This window comes from Nonomuraea sp. 3N208 (assembly GCF_052245935.1).
Lineage (GTDB): Bacteria > Actinomycetota > Actinomycetes > Streptosporangiales > Streptosporangiaceae > Nonomuraea.
Genome location: NZ_JBQQBR010000001.1, coordinates 14,685 through 36,169, shown reverse-complemented (window position 1 = coordinate 36,169; position 21,485 = coordinate 14,685). Strand labels below are relative to the sequence as shown.

At 68.9% G+C, this 21,485-nt stretch carries 21 protein-coding genes and 1 riboswitch; of the genes, 11 read left to right on the top strand and 10 right to left on the bottom strand.

Features of this window, described 5'->3' with window-relative positions:
- Positions 1-2: 2 nt before the first annotated feature.
- The 4 genes from ACTWPT_RS00205 to ACTWPT_RS00190 all read right to left on the bottom strand — a co-directional run bounded on the left by ACTWPT_RS00205 (position 3) and on the right by ACTWPT_RS00190 (position 4,310).
- Complete coding sequence (locus ACTWPT_RS00205; protein ID WP_443175135.1) at positions 3-1,292, bottom strand: extracellular solute-binding protein; 1,290 nt, start codon at positions 1,290-1,292, stop codon at positions 3-5.
- Between the two features lie 55 nt (positions 1,293-1,347).
- The gene (locus tag ACTWPT_RS00200; protein ID WP_443175134.1) at positions 1,348-2,214 is read right to left on the bottom strand and encodes a carbohydrate ABC transporter permease; all 867 of its coding nucleotides are present in this window, start codon (positions 2,212-2,214) and stop codon (positions 1,348-1,350) included.
- Entirely contained in the window at positions 2,198-3,160 is a 963-nt protein-coding gene (locus ACTWPT_RS00195; RefSeq protein WP_443175133.1) for a carbohydrate ABC transporter permease, read from the bottom strand. Before ACTWPT_RS00195 ends, ACTWPT_RS00200 begins: the two co-directional genes overlap by 17 nt.
- A 196-nt stretch (positions 3,161-3,356) precedes the next feature.
- The gene (locus ACTWPT_RS00190) at positions 3,357-4,310 is read right to left on the bottom strand and encodes a LacI family DNA-binding transcriptional regulator (protein WP_443175132.1); all 954 of its coding nucleotides are present in this window, start codon (positions 4,308-4,310) and stop codon (positions 3,357-3,359) included.
- A 192-nt stretch (positions 4,311-4,502) separates the two neighbouring features.
- Between ACTWPT_RS00190 and ACTWPT_RS00185 the strand changes: the two genes are divergently transcribed.
- The 7 genes from ACTWPT_RS00185 (at position 4,503) to ACTWPT_RS00155 (ending at position 12,601) form a co-directional block, all read left to right on the top strand.
- Complete coding sequence (locus ACTWPT_RS00185) at positions 4,503-5,408, top strand: NAD-dependent epimerase/dehydratase family protein (RefSeq protein ID WP_443175131.1); 906 nt, start codon at positions 4,503-4,505, stop codon at positions 5,406-5,408.
- Positions 5,405-6,277 carry a 5-dehydro-4-deoxyglucarate dehydratase gene (locus tag ACTWPT_RS00180; protein ID WP_443175130.1) on the top strand — a complete coding sequence of 291 codons (873 nt, stop codon included), beginning with the start codon at positions 5,405-5,407 and terminating at the stop codon, positions 6,275-6,277. Before ACTWPT_RS00185 ends, ACTWPT_RS00180 begins: the two co-directional genes overlap by 4 nt.
- Positions 6,274-7,326: a mandelate racemase/muconate lactonizing enzyme family protein gene (locus ACTWPT_RS00175; RefSeq protein WP_443175129.1), complete on the top strand. Its 1,053-nt coding sequence runs from the start codon at positions 6,274-6,276 to the stop codon at positions 7,324-7,326. Before ACTWPT_RS00180 ends, ACTWPT_RS00175 begins: the two co-directional genes overlap by 4 nt.
- A complete protein-coding gene (locus tag ACTWPT_RS00170) occupies positions 7,323-9,236 on the top strand; it encodes a DUF6807 family protein (protein WP_443175128.1) in 1,914 nt (637 codons plus the stop codon). The genes ACTWPT_RS00175 and ACTWPT_RS00170 overlap by 4 nt, the downstream gene beginning before the upstream one ends.
- A gap of 49 nt (positions 9,237-9,285) precedes the next feature.
- A complete protein-coding gene (locus tag ACTWPT_RS00165; RefSeq protein ID WP_443175127.1) occupies positions 9,286-10,317 on the top strand; it encodes an acyltransferase family protein in 1,032 nt (343 codons plus the stop codon).
- 18 nt (positions 10,318-10,335) lie between these two features.
- The gene (locus tag ACTWPT_RS00160; RefSeq protein WP_443175126.1) at positions 10,336-11,559 is read left to right on the top strand and encodes an acyl-CoA dehydrogenase family protein; all 1,224 of its coding nucleotides are present in this window, start codon (positions 10,336-10,338) and stop codon (positions 11,557-11,559) included.
- 82 nt (positions 11,560-11,641) lie between these two features.
- The gene (locus ACTWPT_RS00155; RefSeq protein WP_443175125.1) at positions 11,642-12,601 is read left to right on the top strand and encodes an NAD(P)-dependent alcohol dehydrogenase; all 960 of its coding nucleotides are present in this window, start codon (positions 11,642-11,644) and stop codon (positions 12,599-12,601) included.
- Here ACTWPT_RS00155 and ACTWPT_RS00150 read toward each other — a convergent pair.
- The 5 genes from ACTWPT_RS00150 to ACTWPT_RS00130 all read right to left on the bottom strand — a co-directional run bounded on the left by ACTWPT_RS00150 (position 12,588) and on the right by ACTWPT_RS00130 (position 16,372).
- On the bottom strand, positions 12,588-13,355 hold the full coding sequence (locus tag ACTWPT_RS00150; RefSeq protein ID WP_443175124.1) for a polyphosphate polymerase domain-containing protein: 768 nt from the start codon (positions 13,353-13,355) through the stop codon (positions 12,588-12,590). The genes ACTWPT_RS00155 and ACTWPT_RS00150 overlap by 14 nt on opposite strands.
- Positions 13,352-13,909: a DUF4956 domain-containing protein gene (locus tag ACTWPT_RS00145; protein ID WP_443175123.1), complete on the bottom strand. Its 558-nt coding sequence runs from the start codon at positions 13,907-13,909 to the stop codon at positions 13,352-13,354. The genes ACTWPT_RS00150 and ACTWPT_RS00145 overlap by 4 nt, the downstream gene beginning before the upstream one ends.
- Positions 13,910-13,979: 70 nt before the next feature.
- A complete protein-coding gene (locus tag ACTWPT_RS00140) occupies positions 13,980-14,642 on the bottom strand; it encodes a response regulator transcription factor (RefSeq protein WP_443175122.1) in 663 nt (220 codons plus the stop codon).
- Positions 14,639-16,012: an ATP-binding protein gene (locus ACTWPT_RS00135; RefSeq protein ID WP_443175121.1), complete on the bottom strand. Its 1,374-nt coding sequence runs from the start codon at positions 16,010-16,012 to the stop codon at positions 14,639-14,641. The genes ACTWPT_RS00140 and ACTWPT_RS00135 overlap by 4 nt, the downstream gene beginning before the upstream one ends.
- Before the next feature lie 12 nt (positions 16,013-16,024).
- Positions 16,025-16,372 (bottom strand): hypothetical protein, encoded by a 348-nt coding sequence (locus ACTWPT_RS00130; RefSeq protein WP_443175120.1) that lies wholly within the window; start codon positions 16,370-16,372, stop codon positions 16,025-16,027.
- A 202-nt stretch (positions 16,373-16,574) separates the two neighbouring features.
- On the opposite strand from ACTWPT_RS00130, the gene ACTWPT_RS00125 reads away from it, so the two are divergent.
- The 3 genes from ACTWPT_RS00125 to ACTWPT_RS00115 all read left to right on the top strand — a co-directional run bounded on the left by ACTWPT_RS00125 (position 16,575) and on the right by ACTWPT_RS00115 (position 19,180).
- Positions 16,575-17,360, top strand: a complete 786-nt coding sequence (locus ACTWPT_RS00125; RefSeq protein WP_443175119.1) for an SDR family oxidoreductase — start codon at positions 16,575-16,577, stop codon at positions 17,358-17,360.
- Positions 17,357-18,190 (top strand): SCO6745 family protein, encoded by an 834-nt coding sequence (locus tag ACTWPT_RS00120; RefSeq protein ID WP_443175118.1) that lies wholly within the window; start codon positions 17,357-17,359, stop codon positions 18,188-18,190. Before ACTWPT_RS00125 ends, ACTWPT_RS00120 begins: the two co-directional genes overlap by 4 nt.
- Positions 18,191-18,316: 126 nt before the next feature.
- Positions 18,317-19,180, top strand: a complete 864-nt coding sequence (locus ACTWPT_RS00115) for an SDR family oxidoreductase (protein WP_443175117.1) — start codon at positions 18,317-18,319, stop codon at positions 19,178-19,180.
- On the opposite strand, the gene thiC is transcribed toward ACTWPT_RS00115, so the two are convergent.
- Complete coding sequence (thiC, locus tag ACTWPT_RS00110) at positions 19,117-20,721, bottom strand: phosphomethylpyrimidine synthase ThiC (RefSeq protein ID WP_443175116.1); 1,605 nt, start codon at positions 20,719-20,721, stop codon at positions 19,117-19,119. The two genes, ACTWPT_RS00115 and thiC, sit on opposite strands and share 64 nt — an antisense overlap.
- A riboswitch (TPP riboswitch) is annotated at positions 20,714-20,826 on the bottom strand. Its footprint overlaps the gene before it by 8 nt.
- A 51-nt stretch (positions 20,827-20,877) precedes the next feature.
- On the opposite strand from thiC, the gene ACTWPT_RS00105 reads away from it, so the two are divergent.
- Positions 20,878-21,483 (top strand): class I SAM-dependent DNA methyltransferase, encoded by a 606-nt coding sequence (locus tag ACTWPT_RS00105; RefSeq protein WP_443175115.1) that lies wholly within the window; start codon positions 20,878-20,880, stop codon positions 21,481-21,483.
- The last annotated feature ends 2 nt before the right edge of the window (positions 21,484-21,485 follow it).

The window sequence follows — 21,485 nt, the reverse complement described above, 5'->3', positions numbered from 1 at the left end:
TTTTAGCCTGCGATCGAGGCGTTGGCCTCGGTGATGAACTTCTGAACGGCGTCGTCAGGGGTCATCCGGCCGAACATGACCTCCTCCGAGTAGCGCGTGAGGATGTCCTCCATGGCGCTTGAGCCCTTCGGCGGCGCGGCGGGCGGGTCGGACAGCTCGCTCCTGACCTTGTCGATGAACTCGAGCGTCTTCTTGTCCGCGTCCGGCAGCTTGTCCTTGACCGCCGCCAGCACCTTGGAGCTGGCCGGCAGGCCGCGGTCACTGAGGATGATCTGGCCCGCCTCCGGGTCGTTGATCATGTAGTCGATGAACTTCGCCGCCTCAGCAGCGTGCTCCGACTTGGAGGAGGCGGAGTAGAACATCGCCGGCTGCAGGAACATGCCGCCAGTCGTGGCGCCCTCCGCCTTCGGCATCCGCAGCAGGTCCAGTTGCTGACCCGACGCCTTGGAGGCCGCGCCGAGCTGGTTGCTCCACCACATGCCCATCGCGCCGGTGTTGGTGCCGAGCAGCGACTGGTCGATGCTGGTCGCACCGATCTCGGTGCTCTTGGCGGCGTCAGGGGCGCCCTTGGTCTTGATCAGGTTCTGCATGATGGCCCACCAGTCCTTGATTGTCTGGGGGGACATGCCGATCTTGTTGCCGTTGTAGAAGGGCTCGCCCTTCTGCGCGGCGTAGATCTGGAGGTACGCCGGGTTCCAGCTCAGCTGCGTTCCGGTGACCTTGCCGCCGGAGCCGGAGGAGATCTTGGAAGCCAGGTCGACGTACTCCTCCCAGGTCCACTTGCTGTCGTCGGGCAGCTCCGCCTTGCTGCTCTGGACCAGGCCCGGGTTGACCATCAGGGAGAAGGCGTTGATGCCGGTGGGGATGGCGAACTGCTTGCCGTCGATGGCGCCGGTGCCCAGCACCTTGGCGTCGATGTCGGCGGTGTTGACCTTGCTGGCCAGGTCGGCGAGCGTGCCACGGTCTGCGTACTCGCGCAGGCCGCGGATCTCAATGGTGATGACGTCGGGCGCGTCGTTGCCGGCGACCTTCGTGGACAGCGTCTCGTAGTAGCTCGCCCAGTCGGAGAACTCGCCCTGGACGTCGATGTTCGGGTTCTTGGCCTCGAACTTCTTGATGGCCTCTTCGGTCATCTTCTGCCGCGCGTCGCTGCCCCAGTAGGAGAAGCGCAGCACAGTCTTGCCTCCAGCGCTTTCGCCGCCGCCGCCGCTGCCGCTGCCACAGGCCGCGGTGACCGCCAGCACAGCGGTGGCCAGCAGCGCCGCCGACCACATCTTCTTGCCAGAGCTCACGGCTCTACCTCCTAGGGGGTTATTCGAGTTGGGGGGTGTCGAGTTGGAGGTGGTGCTACTTCAGGCCCGTGGTAGCGACACCACGGATCAGGTACTTCTGACCGGCCAGGAAGAAGCCGAAAATCGGCCCCAGCGCGATGATCGACATGGCGAACATGGGTCCCCACGAGGAGTCGCTGCTGGCGTCGAGGAACGTGCGCAGTGCGACCGGAACGGTGAAGTTGTCCGGGTTGTTGAGGTAAAGAAGCTGGCTGAGGAAGTCGTTCCACGTCCAGATGAACGTGAAGATCGCGGTCGTGGCCAGGGCCGGCATACAGAGCGGCATGACGACTCTGATGAAGATGCGCCAGTAGCCCGCTCCATCGATCTCGGCCGCCTCGTCCAATTCCCTCGGCAGGGTACGGATGAACTGCACCATCAGGAAGACGAAGAACGCGTCCGTCGCCAGCACCTTGGGCATGACCAGCGGCCAGATGGTGTTGATCAGACCGAGCTCGGAGAACATGATGTACTGCGGCACGAGCACCACGTGGTGCGGCAGCATGATCGTGCCCAGCATGATCGCGAACCAGAACTTCTTCAGCGGGAAGTTCAGCCGGGCGAAGGCGTAGGCGGCCAGCGAGCAGGCCACCAGGTTCGCCACCACCGACAGAGCCGTCACCACCGCGGAGTTCCACAGGTAGTAGCCGAAGGGGTGCTTCAGCGCGTACCAGCCTTCGGAATAGTTCTCGAGCGTGACCTGGCTCGGCCACAGCCCGGGCTCCCGGAAGATCAGCTCTTCCGGCTTGAGCGAGCTGGAGATCATCCAGAGCAGCGGATAGAGCATGACCAGGCCGAAGCCGATCAGCAGGATGTGCTTGACCAGAGGCCCGCCCTTGAGCGGACGGAACAGGACCGGGATCGGCCTACTTGGTGTCGCCATAGAAGACCCAATACTTGGAAGCGAGGAAGTTCACCGCGGTGAGCCCGGCGATGATGAGCAGCAGAACCCAGGCCATCGCTGCCGCGTAACCCATGTCGTAGCTCTTGAACCCCTTGAGGTAGAGGTAGAGCGTGTAGAAGAGCGTCGAGTCGGCCGGACCGCCCTTGCCGCCGCTCACGATGAAGGCCTGCGTGAACGACTGGAAGGACTTGATGACCTCCAGCACCAGGTTGAAGAAGATGATCGGCGTCAGCAGCGGCATCGTGATCGATCTGAACTGGCGCAACATGCCCGCGCCGTCCACCGCGGCAGCCTCGTAGTAGCTGCTGGGGATCTGCCTCAAGCCGGCCAGGAAAATGATCATCGGTGCGCCGAAGGTCCACACGTGGAGCAGGATCAGCGTCCCGAGCGCGGTGTCCGGGTCGCCCACCCAGCCCGGGCCCTGGATGCCGAAGATCGCGAGCACCGCGTTGACCAGGCCGTCCGCGCCGAACACCTTCCGCCACAGAATCGCGATCGCGACGCTGCCGCCCAGCAGCGAGGGCAGGTAGAAGATCGAGCGGTAGATCGACAGGCCGCGCAGCCCCCGGTCGAGCACCAGGGCCAGCCCGAGCGCGAAGGCCAGTTGCAGCGGGACCGAGACGACCACGTAAATCGTGGTCACCTTCAGCGAGTTCAGGAACCTCGGGTCCTCGGTGAACATCGTGATGTAGTTATCGAATCCGACCCACTTGGCCTCCTCCAGGAGGCTGTAGTCGGTGAAGGAGAGGTACAGCGAGGCGAAGATCGGGCCGATCGTGATGACGAGCAGGCCGACGAACCAGGGCGCCAGGAACAGATAGGCGGCCCGCGCCTCTCGGCGGGAACGTTTTGTGGAGCGGTGACCGCCCCGTGCGGGTTGGGTCGCCGCTCCCCGGGGCTTCACCGCCACCGAAACGTCAGTCATCACACGGACCTTCCGGCGAAATGTGAATGGATAGCGCTTTCCTATAGCCGTCAGGAAAGTTTCGTCAACCCTTTGCAGACGTTACATACCCGTTACCGATATATCGCCACAGCGTTTCCGCAGGTAGCAGGCTCGGCCGCCGAAGAAGTCAGACGAATTTTGCTGCCGGATAGTACAACCGGTTGCAGCAGTCGAGCTATCGTGGCGCTGCGGTGGAGTCCCTGATGACCAAGCGTGTCTCCAGCGACGTGGTCGCGCTCACCTCCTGGATGAGCAGGTCCACCGCCAGCCGCCCGGCGGCCGCGGTGGGCATGGCCACCGTGGTGAGCTTGGGGCGGTTGAGCCGCCCTGGCACGATGTCGTCGATCCCTACGACGCTGACGTCTTCGGGCACGCTCAGTCCGAGCTCGGCGAGCCCCTCGATGAGCCCGATCGCCACCAGGTCGTTGTAGGCGAGCACGCCGGTCACCCCCGCGTCCCGCACCCGCTTGGCGATGGCGAACCCGCCCCGCTCGGTCGGCGGGTTGGGACCGATCACCACGAGCTCGATGCCGCCCACCGCCTCGGCGGCCGTCCGGATCTCCGCGCTCGTCCACGAGCCGGTCGGCCCCGACACCAGCGCCACGCGGCGGTGCCCGAGCCCGGCCAGGTGCTCCATCGCCAGCCTGGCCCCATGGCCGACATCCATCAGCACCGTCGCGGCGCCACGCAGCCGCCGGTTGATCACCACGAACGGCACCCGCTCGGCCAGCCGCTCGAGCACCTTGTTGGAGGAGCGGGGACTGCACAACACCAGCCCGTCCACCTGTTTGGAGAAGGCCTGCACCAGCTCCTCCTCGGCGGCCGGCTCCTCGTCGGTGTCGGCCACGAACAGGTGGTAGTCGCGCTGCCGGGCTGCGGCGTGAGCGGCTTTGATCAAGGGAGGGAAGAACGGGTTGGCGATGTCGGCCACGATCAACCCGAGGTTGTGCGTGCGGCCGGTCGTGAGCGCCCGTGCCGCCCGGTTGGGGCGGTATCCCAGCTCCTCGGCCACCGTCAGCACCCTCGTACGGGTGGCGGCGTTCACCATGTGCGGCGCGGAGAACGTCCGCGACACGGTGGACACGTGCACGCCGGACGCTCGGGCCACATCACGAATCGTCACTGTCACAGTCGCTCACCCTAACGCAACCGCTTGCAGTACCCATGAGTAGGCTGAAAGCGCTTGCCGGTCTACGGCATACCGAACCTCACCCGGAATCCCCAGGTGACACTAGGGGAATGAAATCACCTCTTGACGGCCCGGGTCCGGGGACACAAAGGTTTAGTGCAACTGTTTGCAGTCTTGAAGGAGCCCCTCACGGTGAGCAGAGTCCTCATCACCGGAAGTGCAGGACGCCTCGGCCGCAGCGTGGTCAGCACGCTCGCGGCGGCCGGGCACGAGGTCATCGGCGTGGACAGCGCGCCGGGCACGCCGGCGGAGGCCGCGGCCACCCTACCTGCCGACCTCACGGACACGGGAGAGGCGTTCGAGGTGATCGCCAGATTCCGGCCGGAGTCGGTGATCCATCTTGCCGCCATCGCCACCCCGTTCAGCCGACCGGAGTCGGTGATCTATCGAGTCAACACCCAGCTGGCGTTCAACGTCTGCGAGGCGTCGGTGACCCTGGGGGTCCGAAACGTCGTCGTGGCCAGCAGCCCGACCGTGATGGGGTACGGCGCCCCTGGCGGTTGGGCACCGGCGTACCTGCCGATCGACGAGGATCACCCGGTGCGGCCGTGGAACGCGTACAACCTGTCCAAGGTGGCGGCCGAGCAGACCATGAAGGCGTTCGCCGAGGCCGGGACGACGAAGCTGGCCGCGGTCAGGCCGTGTTTCGTCATCCCTCCGGAGGAGTGGGCCGGCGCGCCCACGCAGTCGGGGCACACCGTCAACGAGCGGCTGGACCGGCCGGACCTGGGCGGGGTGTCGCTGTTCAACTACGTCGACGCGCGCGACGCCTCGGAGATGCTGGGCGTGCTGATCGAGGCGCTGCCTGAGCTGCCGAACGGCGAGGTGTTCTTCGTCGGCGCCGCGGACGCGCTGGCCAGGAAGCCGCTGGCCGAGCTGCTTCCCCAGGTCATCCCGGGCACGGAGCCGTTCGCTGCGGGACTCACCGGGACCTCCCCGGCCTTCTCCACCGCCAAGGCGGAGCGGCTGCTGGGCTGGCAGGCGAAGCGTAGTTGGCGGACCGAACTCCAGGACCAGGAACTCAAGGAATCTCTATGAATCTCAGTGGTGTGCTGTTCTTCCCCGTGACCCCGTTCGCCGCCGACGGCACACTCGCCGAGCAGGTGCTAGCCGAGCACATCGGGCAGGGCATGGAGCACGGTCCCGGCGGGGTGTTCGTGGCCTGCGGCACCGGTGAGTTCTCGGCGTTGTCGGAGGCCGAGCACGGGTGTGCGGTGCGGGTGGCGGCCGAGGTCGTGGGCGGGCGCGTGCCACTGTTCGCCGGGGCGGGCGGGTCGCTCGGCGCGGCGCTGAACCACGCGCGGGCCGCGCGGGAGGCGGGGGCAGACGGGTTGCTCCTCATGCCCCCTTACCTGGCGCAGGGGCCTGGGCACGGGTTCAAGGCGTACGTGGAGGCGGTGGCCGCGGAGCTGCCGGTGATCGTCTACCAGCGCGGCACGGTGGTGCTGGAGCCGGACGCGGCCGTGGAGCTGGCCGGAATCCCCGGGGTGATCGGGCTCAAGGACGGCCTCGGCGACATCGACAGGATGCAGCGGACCGTGCTGGCGATCCGAGAGACGCACCCGGACTTCCTGTTCTTCAACGGGCTGCCGACGGCCGAGCTGACCATGCCCGCCTATCGGGGCATCGGCGTGGAGCTTTACTCCAGCGCGGTGTTCGCGTTCGCGCCGGAGATCGCGCTGGCGTACCTCAACGGTGACGAGCGGCTGCTGACGGAGTTCTACGCCCCGCTCGTGCGGTTGCGCGGCAAGGTCCCCGGCTACCCGGTCTCCCTGGTCAAGGCCGGGGTACGGCTGCGCGGCCTGGACGTGGGCGCGGTCCGCCCGCCGCTGGTGGACGTGACCGCCGAGCATCTGGAGGAGCTGGAGACGCTGATCAAGACGGGGCTGGAGCTGGCGAAGTCATGACCATCGCCGACCTGCGTACCGAGCTGCGTACCGCCCTGCTGCCCCGGCCGTGGGGCGCGGACGTGCCCGCCAACCACGTGATCGTCACGCACGTCACGCTGAAGGACGGGCGCACCGGGACGGGGTTCTCGTGGACGCCGCAGATCGGCGCGCACGCCGTACGAGCGCTGCTCGACCACGACCTGCGGGAGGCGCTGATCGGGCTGCCCGCGCACCCCGAGGTCGTGTGGGACCGGCTCTGGCGACACCTGCGCGAGGCGGGACCGGGCGGGATCACCACGATCGCGCTGGCCGGGATCGACCTGGCGCTGTGGGATCTGCGCTGCGGCGAGGCCGGCCTGGCCGACGTGCTGGGGCGGCGGCGCGACGAGGTCCCGGTGTACGGCAGCGGCGTCAACCTGCACTACTCGCTGGAAGAGCTGGTCGAGCAGGTCAGGCGGTGGATGGCCGCCGGGTACAAGGGTGTCAAGATCAAGGTGGGGCGTCCCGACCTGGCGGAGGACGTGGCGCGGGTGGCCGCGGTACGCGAGGTGCTCGGGCCTGACCGGCTGCTGATGATCGACGCCAACCAGCGGTGGGACCTGCACCGGGCCCGGCGGGCTCTGGCCGCGCTGCGGGAGTTCGACCTGCACTGGATCGAGGAGCCGTTGCCCGCCGACGATGTGGCCGCCCACGTGGAGCTGCGCCGCTCCATCGACGTGCCGGTCGCGGTGGGCGAGAACGTCTACACGACGTACGGCTTCCGCGATCTGCTGGCGGCCGGCGCGTGCGACGTCGTGCAGCCGAACGTGGTGCGGGTCGGCGGCATCACGCCGTTCCTGCGGATCGTGGAGCTGGCCAGGACGTACGACGTGCCGGTCTACCCGCACCTGCTGCCCGACGTTTCCGGGCAACTGGCGCTGGCGCTGCCGCTGCCGGTCATGGCGGAGGACGTCGAGGACGCGTCGTTCGCCACACTCGGGCTGCTGGCGGAGCCGTACCCGGTGGTCGTGTCGGACGGTGTGCTGCGGGTGGGCGAGCACGCGGGGCTGGGACTGAGGTGGGCATGATGAAGGTCGTTCTCGCGGGGGCCCACGGGCACGGGCAGCACCATCTGCGCAACCTGCGCAGGCTCGCCCACCAGGGGCTGATCGAGCTGGCCGGGATCTGTGACGTACGGCCCGTGGAGGTCGACTTCGCCGCGCCGCTGCAGGCGGCCGATCTCGGCGCGCTGCTCGAGAAGACCGGCGCGGAGATCACGATCATCTCCACGCCCATCCACACGCACGCCGACCTCGCGGTGACCGCCCTGCACGCGGGCTCGCACGTGCTGCTGGAGAAGCCGCCCGCGGCCAGTCCTGCCGAACACCGGCGGATCGCGGCGGCCGTGGCGGAGACCGGGCTGGCCTGCCAGGTCGGGTTCCAGTCGCTCGGGTCGGCGGCCGTTCCCGCGGTGCGTGAGCTGATCGCGAGCGGCGCGATCGGGCGGGTGCGCGGCATCGGCGGGGCCGGCGCCTGGGAGCGCCCTTCGGCGTACTTCACCCGCTCGGCCTGGTCGGGGAAACGCCGCCTGAACGGCGTGGACGTGGTGGACGGCGCGTTGACCAACCCGTTCGCGCACGCCGTGGCGACCGCCCTGGCGCTGGTCGACGGCCCGATCGCGGAGATCGAGACCGAGCTCTACCACGCCCACCCGATCGAGTCGGACGACACGTCGTGCGTGCGGATCCGGATGGACGACGGTCTCGTGATCACGGTCGCGGTGACGTTGTGCGCGCCCGAGCGGCACGAGCCGTACCTGGTCGTGCACGGCGACCAGGGCCGCGCCACGCTCGTCTACACCCAGGACCAGCTCAAGATCGAGCATTCGGACGGGTGGGTCACGACGACCGTGTACGAGCGCACCGACCTGCTGGAGAACCTCGTCGACCACGTCCGCACGGGCGCGGACCTGCTGGTGCCGCTCGCGCGGACCGAGACATTCACGCGGGTGCTCGACGCGGTGCGGCTGGCGCCCGAGCCGCTGCCGATCCCCGAGCGGCACCAGATCGTCGAACGGGACCCCGGCTCGGACGAGGTCACGTACCGGTTCCTGCCCGGCGTCGCGGACCTGACGGCGCGCAGCGCGGACGGGCTGGCGCTGTATTCGGAGCTGGACGCTCCCTGGACGCGGGTGCGGCTCATGGTCTCCGGCACGCCAGTGGCCGCCTATGAGCTGCGGCCCGACCTCCCCGCCACGGACTCGCCACGCCCGTACCTGCACGGGGTGCGGACGCTGGGCGGCGTCGAGGTCACCCAGGTCCGGCCCGAGGACCACGTGCACCATCTCGGGGTCGGCGTGGCGATCTCCGACCTGGGCGGGGCCAACTTCTGGGGCGGCCGCACCTACGTCAAGGACCAGGGACCGGCCTGGCTCGGCGATCACGGCAGCCAGCGGCACCGGGCGCTCTCGCGGCTCGACGACGACGGCTTCGTGGAGCAGGTGGAGTGGATCGGCCCCGACCAGCGGCTCATGGCGCGCGAGGAGCGGACGGTGCTCGCGCGGCCGGTCGGCGAGGCGTGGGCGCTGGACTTGACGTTCACGCTCACCAACCTCACCGGCGCACCGGTCGAGATCAACAGCTCGGCCACCAAGGGCCGGGTGGGCGCGGGCTACGGCGGCTTCTTCTGGCGCGCGCCCGGGACCTCCACCGCCCGGACGACCCTGCCTGGGGGCGAGCAGGCCGTGCACGGCAGCCGTGACCGGTGGATCGCCATGTCCGGGACGGATCCGGACGGGCGGGACTGGACGCTGGTGTTCGTCCAGGACGCCGGCGACGCCTGGTTCGTGCGGGTCGAGGAGTATCCGGGCGTCGGGCAGGCGCTGGCGTGGGACCGGCCGCTGGTCGTCGAGGACACGCTGACCAGGCGGGTCGTCACGATCGTCGCGGACGGGCGGCTGAGCCATGAGGAGGCTGCCGAACTGGCCGCCCAGGTTTAACCTGCGGTTTCCTGGCGGTTCGGCGGGCGGTGGCTAGGGTGCGGTGCTCGTGAGGGAGCGAAGCGAGCGAACCATTAGACACAGCGGCAGCACCACCGTCACCGCCGAGCCGGTCACCGCCAGGGACCCGTTCTTCGACAACGCCAAATACCTCGCCATCCTCCTCGTCGTGTGCGGTCACCTCATCGAGAACCAGCGGGACGCGCCCATCGCGCACGCGCTCTACTTCTACGTGTACGTCTTCCACATGCCGCTGTTCATCGTGCTCACCGGCTACCTGTCGCGGAAGTTCACGTTCGGGGCGGGCAAGGCACGCAAGCTGATCTCCACGCTGGCGGTGCCGTACGTGATCTTCGAGCTGGCGTACTCGCTGCCCCGGCTGATCCTCTACGGGAAGTTCGAGCTGAGCCTGCTGGAGCCGTACTACCTGACCTGGTTTCTGATGTCGTTGTTCCTGTGGCGGCTGTCCACGCCGGTGTGGCAGCAGCTCAGGTGGCCGCTGTTGGTGGCCCTCGTACTGTCGCTGCTGACCGGCATGAGCAAGCTGCCGGACGAGTTGTCCATGAACCGCACGTTCGGGCTCCTGCCCTTCTACGTGCTGGGGCTGATGCTGAAGCCAGAGCACTTCCAATGGCTGCGCAGGCCGTACATGAGGCTGGTCGGGGCCTGCGTGCTCGGCCTTGGGCTGGCGACGGCGCTGCTCGTGCACGACGCCGTGCCGACGGAGTGGATCAGGTGGCGGTTGTCGAACACGCAGATCGGCGTGGACGACCTCACCGGGACGGCGATCAGGCTGGGGCTGCTGGTGGCGGGGGCGGTGCTGGTGGCGGCGTTCCTGGCGGTGACGCCGGCGCGGCACACGTGGTTCAGCGGGCTGGGCGCGGCCACCATGTACGCGTACCTGCTGCACGGTTTCGTCGTCAAGGTCGCCGAGCGGTTCGACCTGGGCCTGCCGCTGTCGATCGGGCTCGGCCTGGTCGCGGCCACCGTGCTCTGCACGCCGCCGGTGCGCAAGCTCTTCCACTGGGCGGTCGAGCCCCGCATGTCCTGGGCCTTCACCCCGCTGCGCAAACCCAGCTGAGAGAGTAATTTCGGTGAAATGGCCATCGATTTCACCCTCGCTCCCGAGCACGAGGAGATCCGCAAGCGAGTCCGCACCTTCATCCAGGGCACGGTCATCCCCGCGATGGAGGAGGTGAAGGAGAGCGACCGCGACTCGTACCTGCGGATCCTCGTCCGGCTGCGCTCACAGGCGAAGGCCGAGGGCCTGTGGCTGCCGCACATGCCGAAGGAGTGGGGCGGTATGGGGCTGGGCCACGTGGAGCTGGCCATGGTGCAGTCGGAGGCGGCCAAGACGCGGGTCGGCCCGTGGGTGCTGAACTGCATGGCCCCCGACGAGGGCAACATGCACACGCTGCTGCACTGGGCGACGGACGAGCAGAAGGAGAAGTATCTCCGCCCGCTGCTCGAAGGCACGCAGATGTCCTGCTTCGCGATGACCGAGCCCGAAGTGGCGGGCTCCGACCCCACGCTGATCCGCACCGAGGCCGTACGCGACGGCGACGAGTGGGTGATCAACGGCCACAAATGGTTCATCTCCAACGCCCGGCGCGCCAACTTCGCCATCCTCATCGCGAGGACCGAGCCCGACGTTCCCGAGGGGTCGCGCGGCGCCACCACCGCGTTCCTCGTGGACCTGCCCAGCCCGGGCTGGAACGACGTACGCGAGGTCGAGACCATGCACGGCTCGACCGGCCACAGCGAGATCCTCATCGAGGACCTGCGCGTGCCGGACGAACAGATCCTCGGCGGGCGGGGCAACGGCCACCGCCTGGGCCAATACCGCCTGGGCCCGGCGAGACTCGCGCATTGCATGCGGTGGATCTCGCAGGCGGAGAGCGCGCTGGACATGATGGTGGACCGCGCGCTCAACCGCTACAGCCACGGCTCGCTGCTGGCCGAGAAGCAGGGCATCCAGTGGATGATCGCCGACTCGACCATGGAGCTCTACCAGTGCAAGCTGATGGTGCTGCACGCCGCCTCCAAGATCGACAAGGGTGAGGACTTCCGCACCGAGGTGTCGATGGCCAAACATTTCGTGGCCAATAGCCTCAACCGCATCGTGGACCGGGCGATCCAGGTGCACGGGGCGCTGGGGTATTCGACGGACACGCCGCTGGCGAGCATGTTCCAGCACGCGCGCTGGGCCCGCTTCGCCGACGGGGCCGACGAGATCCACCAGATGCGCATCGCCGAACGCACGATCGCCGCCTACCGGGCGACCGGCTCCACGAGCTCCGCCACCGGCAACCTGCCACTCTAAATCCTCCATTGCCGACCTCCATGGTGAATGTTACGGTTTCACATGTCAGAGAATTATTACATGTGACATCGACAGGAGAGTCGTGAAAGCGATCCGCTACTACACCTACGGTCCGCCCACCGTGCTCACACTCCAGGACGTCGGCCCGCCGCCGGTCGGGGACGACGACGTGCTGGTCCGCGTACGAGCGGCCGCCGTCAACGCGGGCGACTGGCACCTGATGCGGGGTGCGCCGTACATCTTCCGCGCGGTGGCCGGGCTGTCCCGGCCCAAGGCCAACGGGCTGGGCTCCGACTTCGCGGAGCAGGTCGAGGCGGTGGGGGCGAACGTCACGGAGTTACAACCGGGCGACGAGGTGTTCGGCTGCGGCGAGGGAACGCTGGCCGAGTACGTCTCCGTCCGCCAGGACGCGGCGGTGCTGAAAAAGCCCGCCAACCTGACGTTCGAGCAGGCGGCGGCCGTACCGACGGCGGCGGTCACCGCCCTGCTCGGCCTCCGCGACGTCCAGCCCGGGCAGCGCGTGCTGGTCAACGGCGCCGCGGGCGGCGTGGGCACCTTCGCCGTGCAGATCGCCAAAACCCTCGGCGCCGAGGTGACCGGCGTGTGCAGCACCGGCAACACCGACATGGTCCGCTCCATCGGCGCCGACCACGTCCTCGACTACACCAAAGAAGACTTCACCCGCGGCACACGGCGCTACGACCTCATCCTGGACAACGTCGGCAACCACCCCTTGTCGGCCTGCAGGCGCGCGCTCACCGCCCGCGGAAACTTCATCCCCAACTCCGGCAGCGGCGGCCGCTGGGTGGGCCCCATGAACCGGATCATCGGGGGCAAGCTGCTGTTCCTGTTCCTCCGTCAGAGGCTCGTGAACTACGTGGCACGACCGGGTAAGGACACTCTCGCCACCCTGCACGACCTCCTCCAGGAGGAGAAGATCGCCCCTGTCATCGACCGGACCTACCCGCTGAGCGAAGCAGCGGAGGCGATCCGCTACCTCGAAGCGGGACACGCGAAGGGCAAAGTCGTCATCGCCGTCTGAGCCCGAGATACCGGTGCAACACCGGTCGCCACCGGTTGGCCGGGCGATCGCGGAGGGCGGCGACGGCGAGGCAGTATTTGCTCACGCTCACCGGCCGCACTCCCATCCCCCTCAGCACCCGATCGACCAACGCCCTTCCGTCCACGGACTTCGACTCCAGCAGGACCAGATCCCGGTGAGCGGGCACGGCACGCCCCGCACCGTGGCAGACCAGGCCGGTGTCGCAGGTGAGCCGGGCCTTTCCCACCCGGTCGACCAGGGTCACCCTCTTGTAGTCGGTGGACAGGACCGGGCCCAGAGGGCGGGGCATGGTCAGGTGGAGCTCACGCACCAGTGTGTCGCTCACGAAGTCCAGCGCTTCCGCGGTGAGCGCGTGCGCCGGCGCGTCGTCGTACGGGATGCGGTGTTTGTCGGTGCTGCCGCGTACCCCGTTGAGCTTGAGCTCCAGCCAACGGCCGCCCCCGTCCAGGTACGTCCGCGTCCGTAGCTTGAACCTGCGGCGCCGGTCCTGGCGATGCTGCCGGAACGTGAGCAGGTCCGGCGTGTCGAAGTACGTCGAGGTGTAGCGGAACTGCCGCCGCCGGCCGATCCGCAACACCGCGAACCGGTCACCCAGCTCGGCGGCGAGCCTGACCATGGTCGAAGCGGAGACGATGTACTTGGAGTCCACCCGGCTCATCAGCTCCGGCACGTCCTCGAGCTCGATCGGCGCCGCCCCCACGGCGACCCCGGCGAGCACCACGTCCGCGTTCACCGCACCCTCGCCTTCACGCCCGGCACCACGTAGCGCACCTCCACAACGGTCACGTCTCGTACGTAGTCCACCTGGGTGACCACGGCCTCCAGCACCCGGGCCCGCAACCGGCTCTCCAGGTCAACCTTCAGCAGCTCCGGGTCCGCATGCACGACGTCCAGCGTCACGAGCTGGTGGCGGGTGCGGCCGAGCAGCCCGCGATGGTCGGCGACGTACATCACTGTGAGCAGCACCCCGTTCAGGGCGAGCGCCGTCAGCGGAAACGCCGCCGCGATCCCGTTGACCAGCCCCAGCACGATCGCGACGAAATAGTAGGCGATCTCCTGCTGGGTGATCTCGCTGGACCGCAGGCGAATGATCGACAACAACCCGAACAACCCGAATCCGACGGCGATGTCGACCCGCTGGACCAACAGCAGCGACACCACCGCGAAGATGCCCACGTTCAGCGCGACGTAGGCGAACAGCAGATCGCGCCGATGGTGGCGCCGATAGTAGATGCCGTAGGCGAGCAAGACGATCGCCACGAGGTTCATCGCCAGTCCGGTGAACACAATCGTTCCTCCTTTTGTCCTGTTGATGAACAGCCTGGAGGAGGGCGGTGAAGCGGCCGTGAGGCGATGATTAGGCGACTCTCATCCGGTATCCGGTGCCGCGTACGGTTTCGATCCGGTCGGCGCCGATCTTGCGCCGCAGGTACCGGACGTAGACGTCGACGACATTCGAGCCGGGGTCGAAGTCGAACCCCCACACGTGGCTGAGCAGCTGCTCGCGGGTCAGCACCTGGTCCGGGTGCCGGCAGAAGATCTCTGCCAGCGCGAACTCCCTGGTGGACAGGTCCACTGCCCGATCGCCCACATAAGCCCGCCTGGTCCGCAGATCCAGCGACAAATCCGACACGCGGAGCACGGTCACCTCGGGCGCACGGTCGGCCCGCAGCCGCAGCCGTACGCGGGCCAGCAGCTCCTCGAAGGCGAAGGGCTTGGGGATGTAGTCGTCCGCGCCGCCCTCCAGCCCCGCCACGGTGTCCGTCACACTGTCGCGGGCGGTCAGGATGATCACGGGGATGGTCACCTTGGCCTCCCGCAACCGCCGCAACACCGTGAAGCCATCGCTCAACGGCAACCCGATGTCCAGGATGAGCAGGTCGAACCCGCCCGCGCACCCCAGGTCGTACGCCGCGAGCCCGTCCGCCACCACGGCGGTCACGAACCCGTTGGTCCGCAACCCCTTCTCCACGAAGGAAGCGATCCTGGCCTCGTCCTCGGCGATCAGAATGCGGTTCACCGCACCTCCCACAGTGGGATGGACATGACAAAGCAGGCGCCGCCGCCCGGGGCCTCGGTCACCTGCACCCGGCCCCCATGGGCCTCGGCAATGGATGTGACGATGGCCAGGCCGAGCCCGGCTCCGTCGTGGGCGCCGGCCCCGCGGGTGAACCGGCTGAAGATCCGCTCCCGGTCCGCCGGCGCCACCCCGGGACCACTGTCGCGTACCCACAATTCGACCCGGCCGTCCCGGACGGCCGACCCGACGGCGATCAGGTCGCCGTCCTTCGTGTGCCGTACGGCGTTGGCGACCAGCTGCATGAGCGCCTGCGTGAGCCGCTGGCGGTCGGCCGGCACGCGGGCCTCGGCCACCTCGTCCACCCGCCACTTCCGCTCGCCGAGCGCCCGCGCCTTGGCGACCACGCTGACCGTGAGGTCGGCCAGCTCGACGGTGTCCACGGCCAGGAACCCCGGTTGCTCGGCCTTGGCGAGCGTGAGGAGGTCGTCGACGATGCGGTTCATACGCTCCAGCTCGTCGGTGACCAGGGCGAGCGTCTCGGCGCGGTCGGCCGGGTCGTCGCCCATGAGCTCCAGGTGGCCGCGGATGACGGTGATCGGCGTACGCAGCTCGTGCCCGGCGTCGTCCAGAAAGGTCCGCTGCACTAAGAAGGCACGTTCCAGCCGGTCGAGCATGTGGTTGAACGTGCCGGCGAGCGCGGCCACGTCGTCGTCCCCCGGCACGTCCAGCCGGCGGGTCAGGTCGGAGGAGTCGCTGATCTGCTCGGCCGTCTGGCTGACCAGCCGGACCGGCGCCAGCACCCGCCCGGCCACGAACCACCCGGCCGCCCCGGCCAGCGCCATCGCGGCCAAGGCGGACAGCCCGAGCACGCGTACCGCCTCCACGATCTCATCACGGTGCGCGTCATAGAAGATCGCCACCACGAAATGGGCGGGGCGGGGATCGGCGGTCACTTTGACCGGGATGACCGCGTACCGGACCTGTCCCCCGGCGGTCTCGACGTCTCCGCTGACCGTCCTGGTGGCCGTGGCCAGCCGCGCCACCAGGTCGTCGTCGGTGTCGAGGCGCACGAGTGGCGGGATCGCGGTGACCCTGTGGGGCTGGCCGTCGACGATGGTGAAGAAGGTCTCATGCCGGTCCGGCGAGTTGATCTTGAGGTACTCAATGAGCAGTGTCCCCACGTTCGTGAAGCCACGGTTGTTGTCCGCGTACTTCCGCAGCTTGTCGACCTCGTTCTCAAGCTCGGCCTGCACCCGATTGTCGAGGCTGGTCTGCAGGAAGGTCCAGGTCGCGAAGATCGAGACCGACAGTGCGAGGCCGACGACGGCGAGCATCCAGCCCACGATCCGGGCACGGGCGCTCACGCGCATGCGGCCTCCCCATCAGTCGTCATCGTCATCGTCCCCGCCATCATCGTCGTCGTCGTCATCACCATCGCCGCCGGGCCTGGGGGACGGCGGTGTGACCGGCTCGGCCTTGGTCTTGCGCGGGGCAGGCCGTTTGCTCTCGGTCTTCTCGGGCGTGCCGGCTGCATCGCCCGACTGGCTCCGGCCAGGCGACGGGGACTGACCTCGATCAGGCGAGGGCGAGCCCGAAGCCGAAGGGGACGCCGAGACCACGACGGGCTCGCCCAGATCAGAACCCCGATCGGCTGCGCTGACCAGCCCCACCGACAGGAACCCGGCCACCGCACCCAGCCCGAGCAGGATCACCATTGCCCGCTGTTTCATGCCATCGACCTTGACACCCTACGAGGAGACCACGCTGAAGCCCAGATGAGAAACCTCTCATCTGATCACGCCTGTCCGCACGTTGCCTCCCGCGCCGGTACCGGCGCCCCATTCGCGCGCAGCCTCCCGCGCCGGTATCGGCGCCCCATTCGGGTTAGAATCATGTTCTGCATACCGACCGGTCGGTTCAAGAGGAGCAGCCATGCAGGTGCGGGACAAGGTCGTGGTGGTCACGGGCGCGGCGGGCGGGATCGGCCGGGCGCTGGCCCTGCGGTTCGCCGCTGAGGGCGCGGCCGGGGTGGTGGTCGCCGACCTCGACGAGGCCGGGGCGGCCGCGGTGGCCAAGGAGATCGGCGATCGCGCGGTGCCCGTGCGGGCGGACGTGACGTCGGAGCCGGACGTCGCCGCCCTGGTGGACACCCCGTTCGGCCCCGTCGACCTGTTCTGCTCCAACGCCGGCATCATCGGCGGCCACGGCCTGGACGCTCCCGACCAGGAGTGGAGCAGTCTGTACGCGGTCAACGTCCTGGCCCACGTGTACGCCGCCCGCGCCGCCGTACCCTCCATGATCGCCCGCGGCGGCGGCTACCTCCTGAACACCTGCTCCGCGGCCGGCCTGGTCAGCTGCCCCGGTGACGCCCCGTACGCGGTCACGAAGGCGGCGGCGATCGCGTTCGCCGAGTGGGTCGCCATGCACTACGGCTCCCAGGGCATCAAGGTCAGCGTGTTGTGCCCGCAGGGGGTGCGGACGGCCATGTACGAGCGAGGCCAGGAGGAGGACCACCTGACCGCCCGCGCGGTAGGCGCCTCGGGCGCGATCCTCGACCCCGCCGATGTGGCCACCGCCGTCGTCGAGGGCCTGGTGGCCGAGCGCTTCCACATCTTCCCGCACCCGGAGGTGGCGGAGTTCGTCCGCCGCAAGGCGGAGGATCCGGACCGCTGGCTGGCCGGCATGTCGCGCTTCGTCGACTCCCTGGCGCAGGCATGAAGGGCGACACGGTCGCGGCCCGCCGGGCCTGGCGTCGCCTGGAGCCGGTGCACGGCATGATCTACTTCGTTCCCGAGGCCGCCGATCGCTACGCCAAGCTCGGCCTCACCGGCATGTCCGGATATTTCGCCTCGCGCAGCGCCCCCTTCGGCCGTGCCTCCGCCGACCTGGTCATCGCCACGTTCTACAACTTCTACCCCGGCCTCGTACGCCGGTCCCTCCCTGCCGCCTGGGACATGGTGACGCCGGAGCAGATGCTCGAGGCCCGCCTCGAAGCCGCCACCGAAGCCCTGCGCCGGGCGGGCATCCACGAACTCCCCCACGTGACCGAGACCCTTGACCTGGCCCACCGCGCCGCCACGGCGGCCTGCGACCATCCGCAGGGCCGCCCGCTCTTCGCCGCTCACGCCGCGTTACCCTGGCCGGACGACCCGCTCCAGCAGCTCTGGCACGCTCAGACCCTGCTCCGCGAGTTCCGCGGCGACGGCCACGTGGCCGCCCTGCTCACCGAAGGCCTCAGCGGCCTCGACGCCCTGGTCCTGCACGCCGCCAGCGGCGAGGTCCCCACCGCGTTCCTCAAGATCAGCCGCGCCTGGCCGGAGGAGGCGTGGACGGCCGCGGAAGCCGGCCTTCACGATCGCGGGCTCCTGGAAGGGGGCGCTCTGAGCGCGGCGGGCCAGGCGCTGCGCCGCCACATCGAGGACCATACGGACGCCCTGGCCATGGCCGCGTACGGGGCGCTTGGCGAGGACGGCTGCGAGCGCTTGGCCGAACTCGCCCGCCCCTTCGGCCGCCGCGTCGTCGAAGCGGGCCTGCTCCGCCTCGGCTGACAACGCGCCGGCCGCCTGCTCGTCCGGCAGCAGCGCCGGTTCTGGCTGATCGTCCTCGGTCTGCGCGTCCGCAAGCTGCGGGAGGTCGCGCGTTATGCATGCCCTGACCAGGGCAGACCGCTGGGCATGCCGGAAACGACACCACCGCAGAGCCAGCCGTACCCAGGGCGCACGGGCGGGATGGTCCCCGAGCCACGTGACGAGATGCGGGGCTACGAGGGCAGGAACCTCCTCAAGGACAAGAAGGCGCTCATCACCGGAGGCGACTCGGGAATCGGCAGGGCGGTCGCGGTGGCCTTCGCCAAGGAAGGGGCCGACGTCGCGATCGCGTACCTGACCGAGCACGAGGACGCCGCGCACACCCGCAAGCTGGTCGGGGAGGCAGGGCGGCACTGCGCGCTGCTGCCCGGCGACCTGGGCGACCGCGCCCACTGCGGCGCGGTCGTCGAGCAGGCGGTGTCCGAGCTGGGCGGGCTGGACGTCCTCGTCAACAACGTGGCCTACCAAGCGCCGGTGAACACGCTGGAGGAACTGTCCGACGAGCAGTGGGAGCGTACGTTCGCGGTCAACATCCACAGCTACTACCGCGTGACGAAGGCCGCGCTTCCCCACCTGCGGGAGGGGAGCGCGATCATCAACACCTCCTCGATCAACGGCCTGCGCGGCAACAAGTCGCTCATCGACTACGCGGCCACCAAGGGCGCGATCAACGCCTTCACCTACTCCATGGCGCAGAACCTGGTCGAGCGGGGCATCAGGGTCAACGCCGTGGCGCCGGGGCCGGTGTGGACACCGCTGATCCCGGCCACGATGCCGGAGGAGAAGGTGGAGAAGTTCGGGCAGCACGTGCCGATGGGGCGGCCCGCCGATCCGGACGAGATCGCCCCGTCGTACGTGTTCTTCGCCGCCGAGCGGCTGTCGTCGTACTACACGGGCGAGGTGCTGGCCCCGGTCGGCGGCGAGACCCTGTCGGCCGGGGAGCCGGGCTGATCGACGTAGACGGTGCCGCCACGCTGCCGGAACTCCGCCGCCTTGTCCGCGTAGCCCGCCTCGCGAATGTCGTGGCTGATCCGCATGGAGCAGAACTTCGGCCCGCACATCGAGCAGAAGTGCGCGGTCTTGGCAGGCGCGGCAGGCAGGGTCTCGTCGTGGAACGCGCGGGCGGTCTCGGGGTCGAGCGACAGGTCGAACTGGTCCTCCCAGCGGAACTCGAACCGCGCGTCCGACAGCGCGTCGTCCCATTCCTGCGCCCGCGGGTGTCCCTTTGCCAGGTCCGCGGCGTGGGCGGCGATCTTGTACGTGATCACGCCGGTCTTGACGTCGTCCTTGTCCGGCAGGCCGAGGTGTTCCTTGGGGGTGACGTAGCAGAGCATGGCGGTGCCGTACCAGCCGATCATGGCGGCCCCGATGCCGGAGGTGATGTGGTCGTAGCCCGGGGCGATGTCGGTGACCAGCGGCCCGAGCGTGTAGAAGGGGGCGTCGTCGCAGAGCTCGCGCTGCAGGTCGACGTTCTCCTTGATCTTGTGCATGGGCACGTGTCCCGGGCCCTCGATCATGACCTGGACGTCGTGCTCACGCGCGATCCGCGTCAGCTCGCCGAGCGTGCGCAGCTCGGCGAACTGGGCTTCGTCGTTGGCGTCCGCGATCGAGCCGGGCCGCAACCCGTCGCCCAGCGAGAACGACACGTCGTAGCGGGCCAGGATCTCGCACATGTCGGCGAAGTGCTCGTACAGGAAGCTCTCGCGGTGGTGCGCCAGGCACCAGGCGGCCATGATCGAGCCGCCGCGCGAGACGATGCCGGTCTTGCGGCCGGCGGTGAGCGGCACGTACGCCAGCCGCACCCCCGCATGCACGGTCACGTAGTCCACGCCCTGCTCGCACTGCTCGACGAGGGTGTCGCGGTAGACCTCCCACGACAGGTCTTCCGGACGGCCCTTGACCTTCTCCAACGCCTGGTAGATGGGCACGGTGCCGACCGGGACCGGCGAGTTGCGGATGATCCACTCGCGGGTCTCGTGGATGTCCGGGCCGGTGGACAAGTCCATGATCGTGTCCGCGCCCCACCGCGTGGCCCACGTCATCTTCTCGACCTCCTCCTCAATGGAGGACGTCACGGCCGAGTTGCCGATGTTGGCGTTGATCTTCACGAGGAAGTTGCGGCCGATGATCATCGGCTCGGACTCGGGGTGGTTGACGTTGGCGGGGATGATGGCCCGGCCGGCCGCGACCTCCTGGCGTACGAACTCGGCGTCGAGACCCTCGCGGACGGCCACGAACTCCATCTCCCTGGTGATCAGCCCCTTCCTGGCGCAGCCGACCTGGGTGACGGGCTGACCGGCGGCGCGGCGGTCGCGTACCCACTCCTCGCGCAGGCGCGGCAGCCCCTGCCTGACGTCGGTCTCGACGGCGGGGTCGGTGTACGGGCCTGACGTGTCGTACAACGTCACCGCCGATCCGTTCGACAGGCGCACCTGGCGCATCGGCACACGGAGGTCACTGGTGTAAACCTTGGTAAAACGCGCGTCATGCATCGCGCAAACTCCCTTCGCCGGCATTATCCGGAGCAGGTTCTGGCGGTCGGCGGCTGTCAGCCGTCCTCTCAGCCCGGTCCGCACCGGGCTCCCGCGTTGGTCGGCGATGGTCGTACCCACCCTGTGCGCCGCGCCAAACCTGGCATGATCGGGAACATGGACGATCCCACCTCCCGGACGACCGCCACCTACAACCGCATCGCACGGATTTTCGACGAGCGCAGCGCCAATCGCAGCGACGGCTTTCTGGCCTTCCGGCAGCGGTTCGCCGAGGTGGTTCGGGGACCGGTGGCCGACCTGGGGTGTGGTCCTGGGCATGACGCGGCCTGGTTCCTGGAGCAGGGCCTACCGGTCGTCGGGGTCGACCGCTCGACCGAGATGGCCAGGCTGGCCGCTGCCCGCGGAGTGCCCGCCGTGCTGGGCGACCTGCGCAGGCCGCCGCTCGCCCCCGGCTCGCTCGCGGGTCTGTGGTGCTGCGCCGCGCTGCTCCACGTGCCCGCCGACGAGACCGAGCCGACCTTGCGCGCCTGGTCGGCGGCGCTGCGGGCGGACGGTGTGCTCGGTATGAGCACATCGGCCGGCGACAGGCAGGAATGGGAGCCGATCCCGTACGACACCGCGGTCTCCCGGTGGTTCGTGCACCGCGACCCCGACACGCTGCTCGCGATGCTGGAATCGACCGGGTTCGAGGTCTTCGAACACGGTATGAGCACCACCCACCGCACCTGGCTCAACGTGCTGGCGCGCCGCCGCGAGGTTTGATG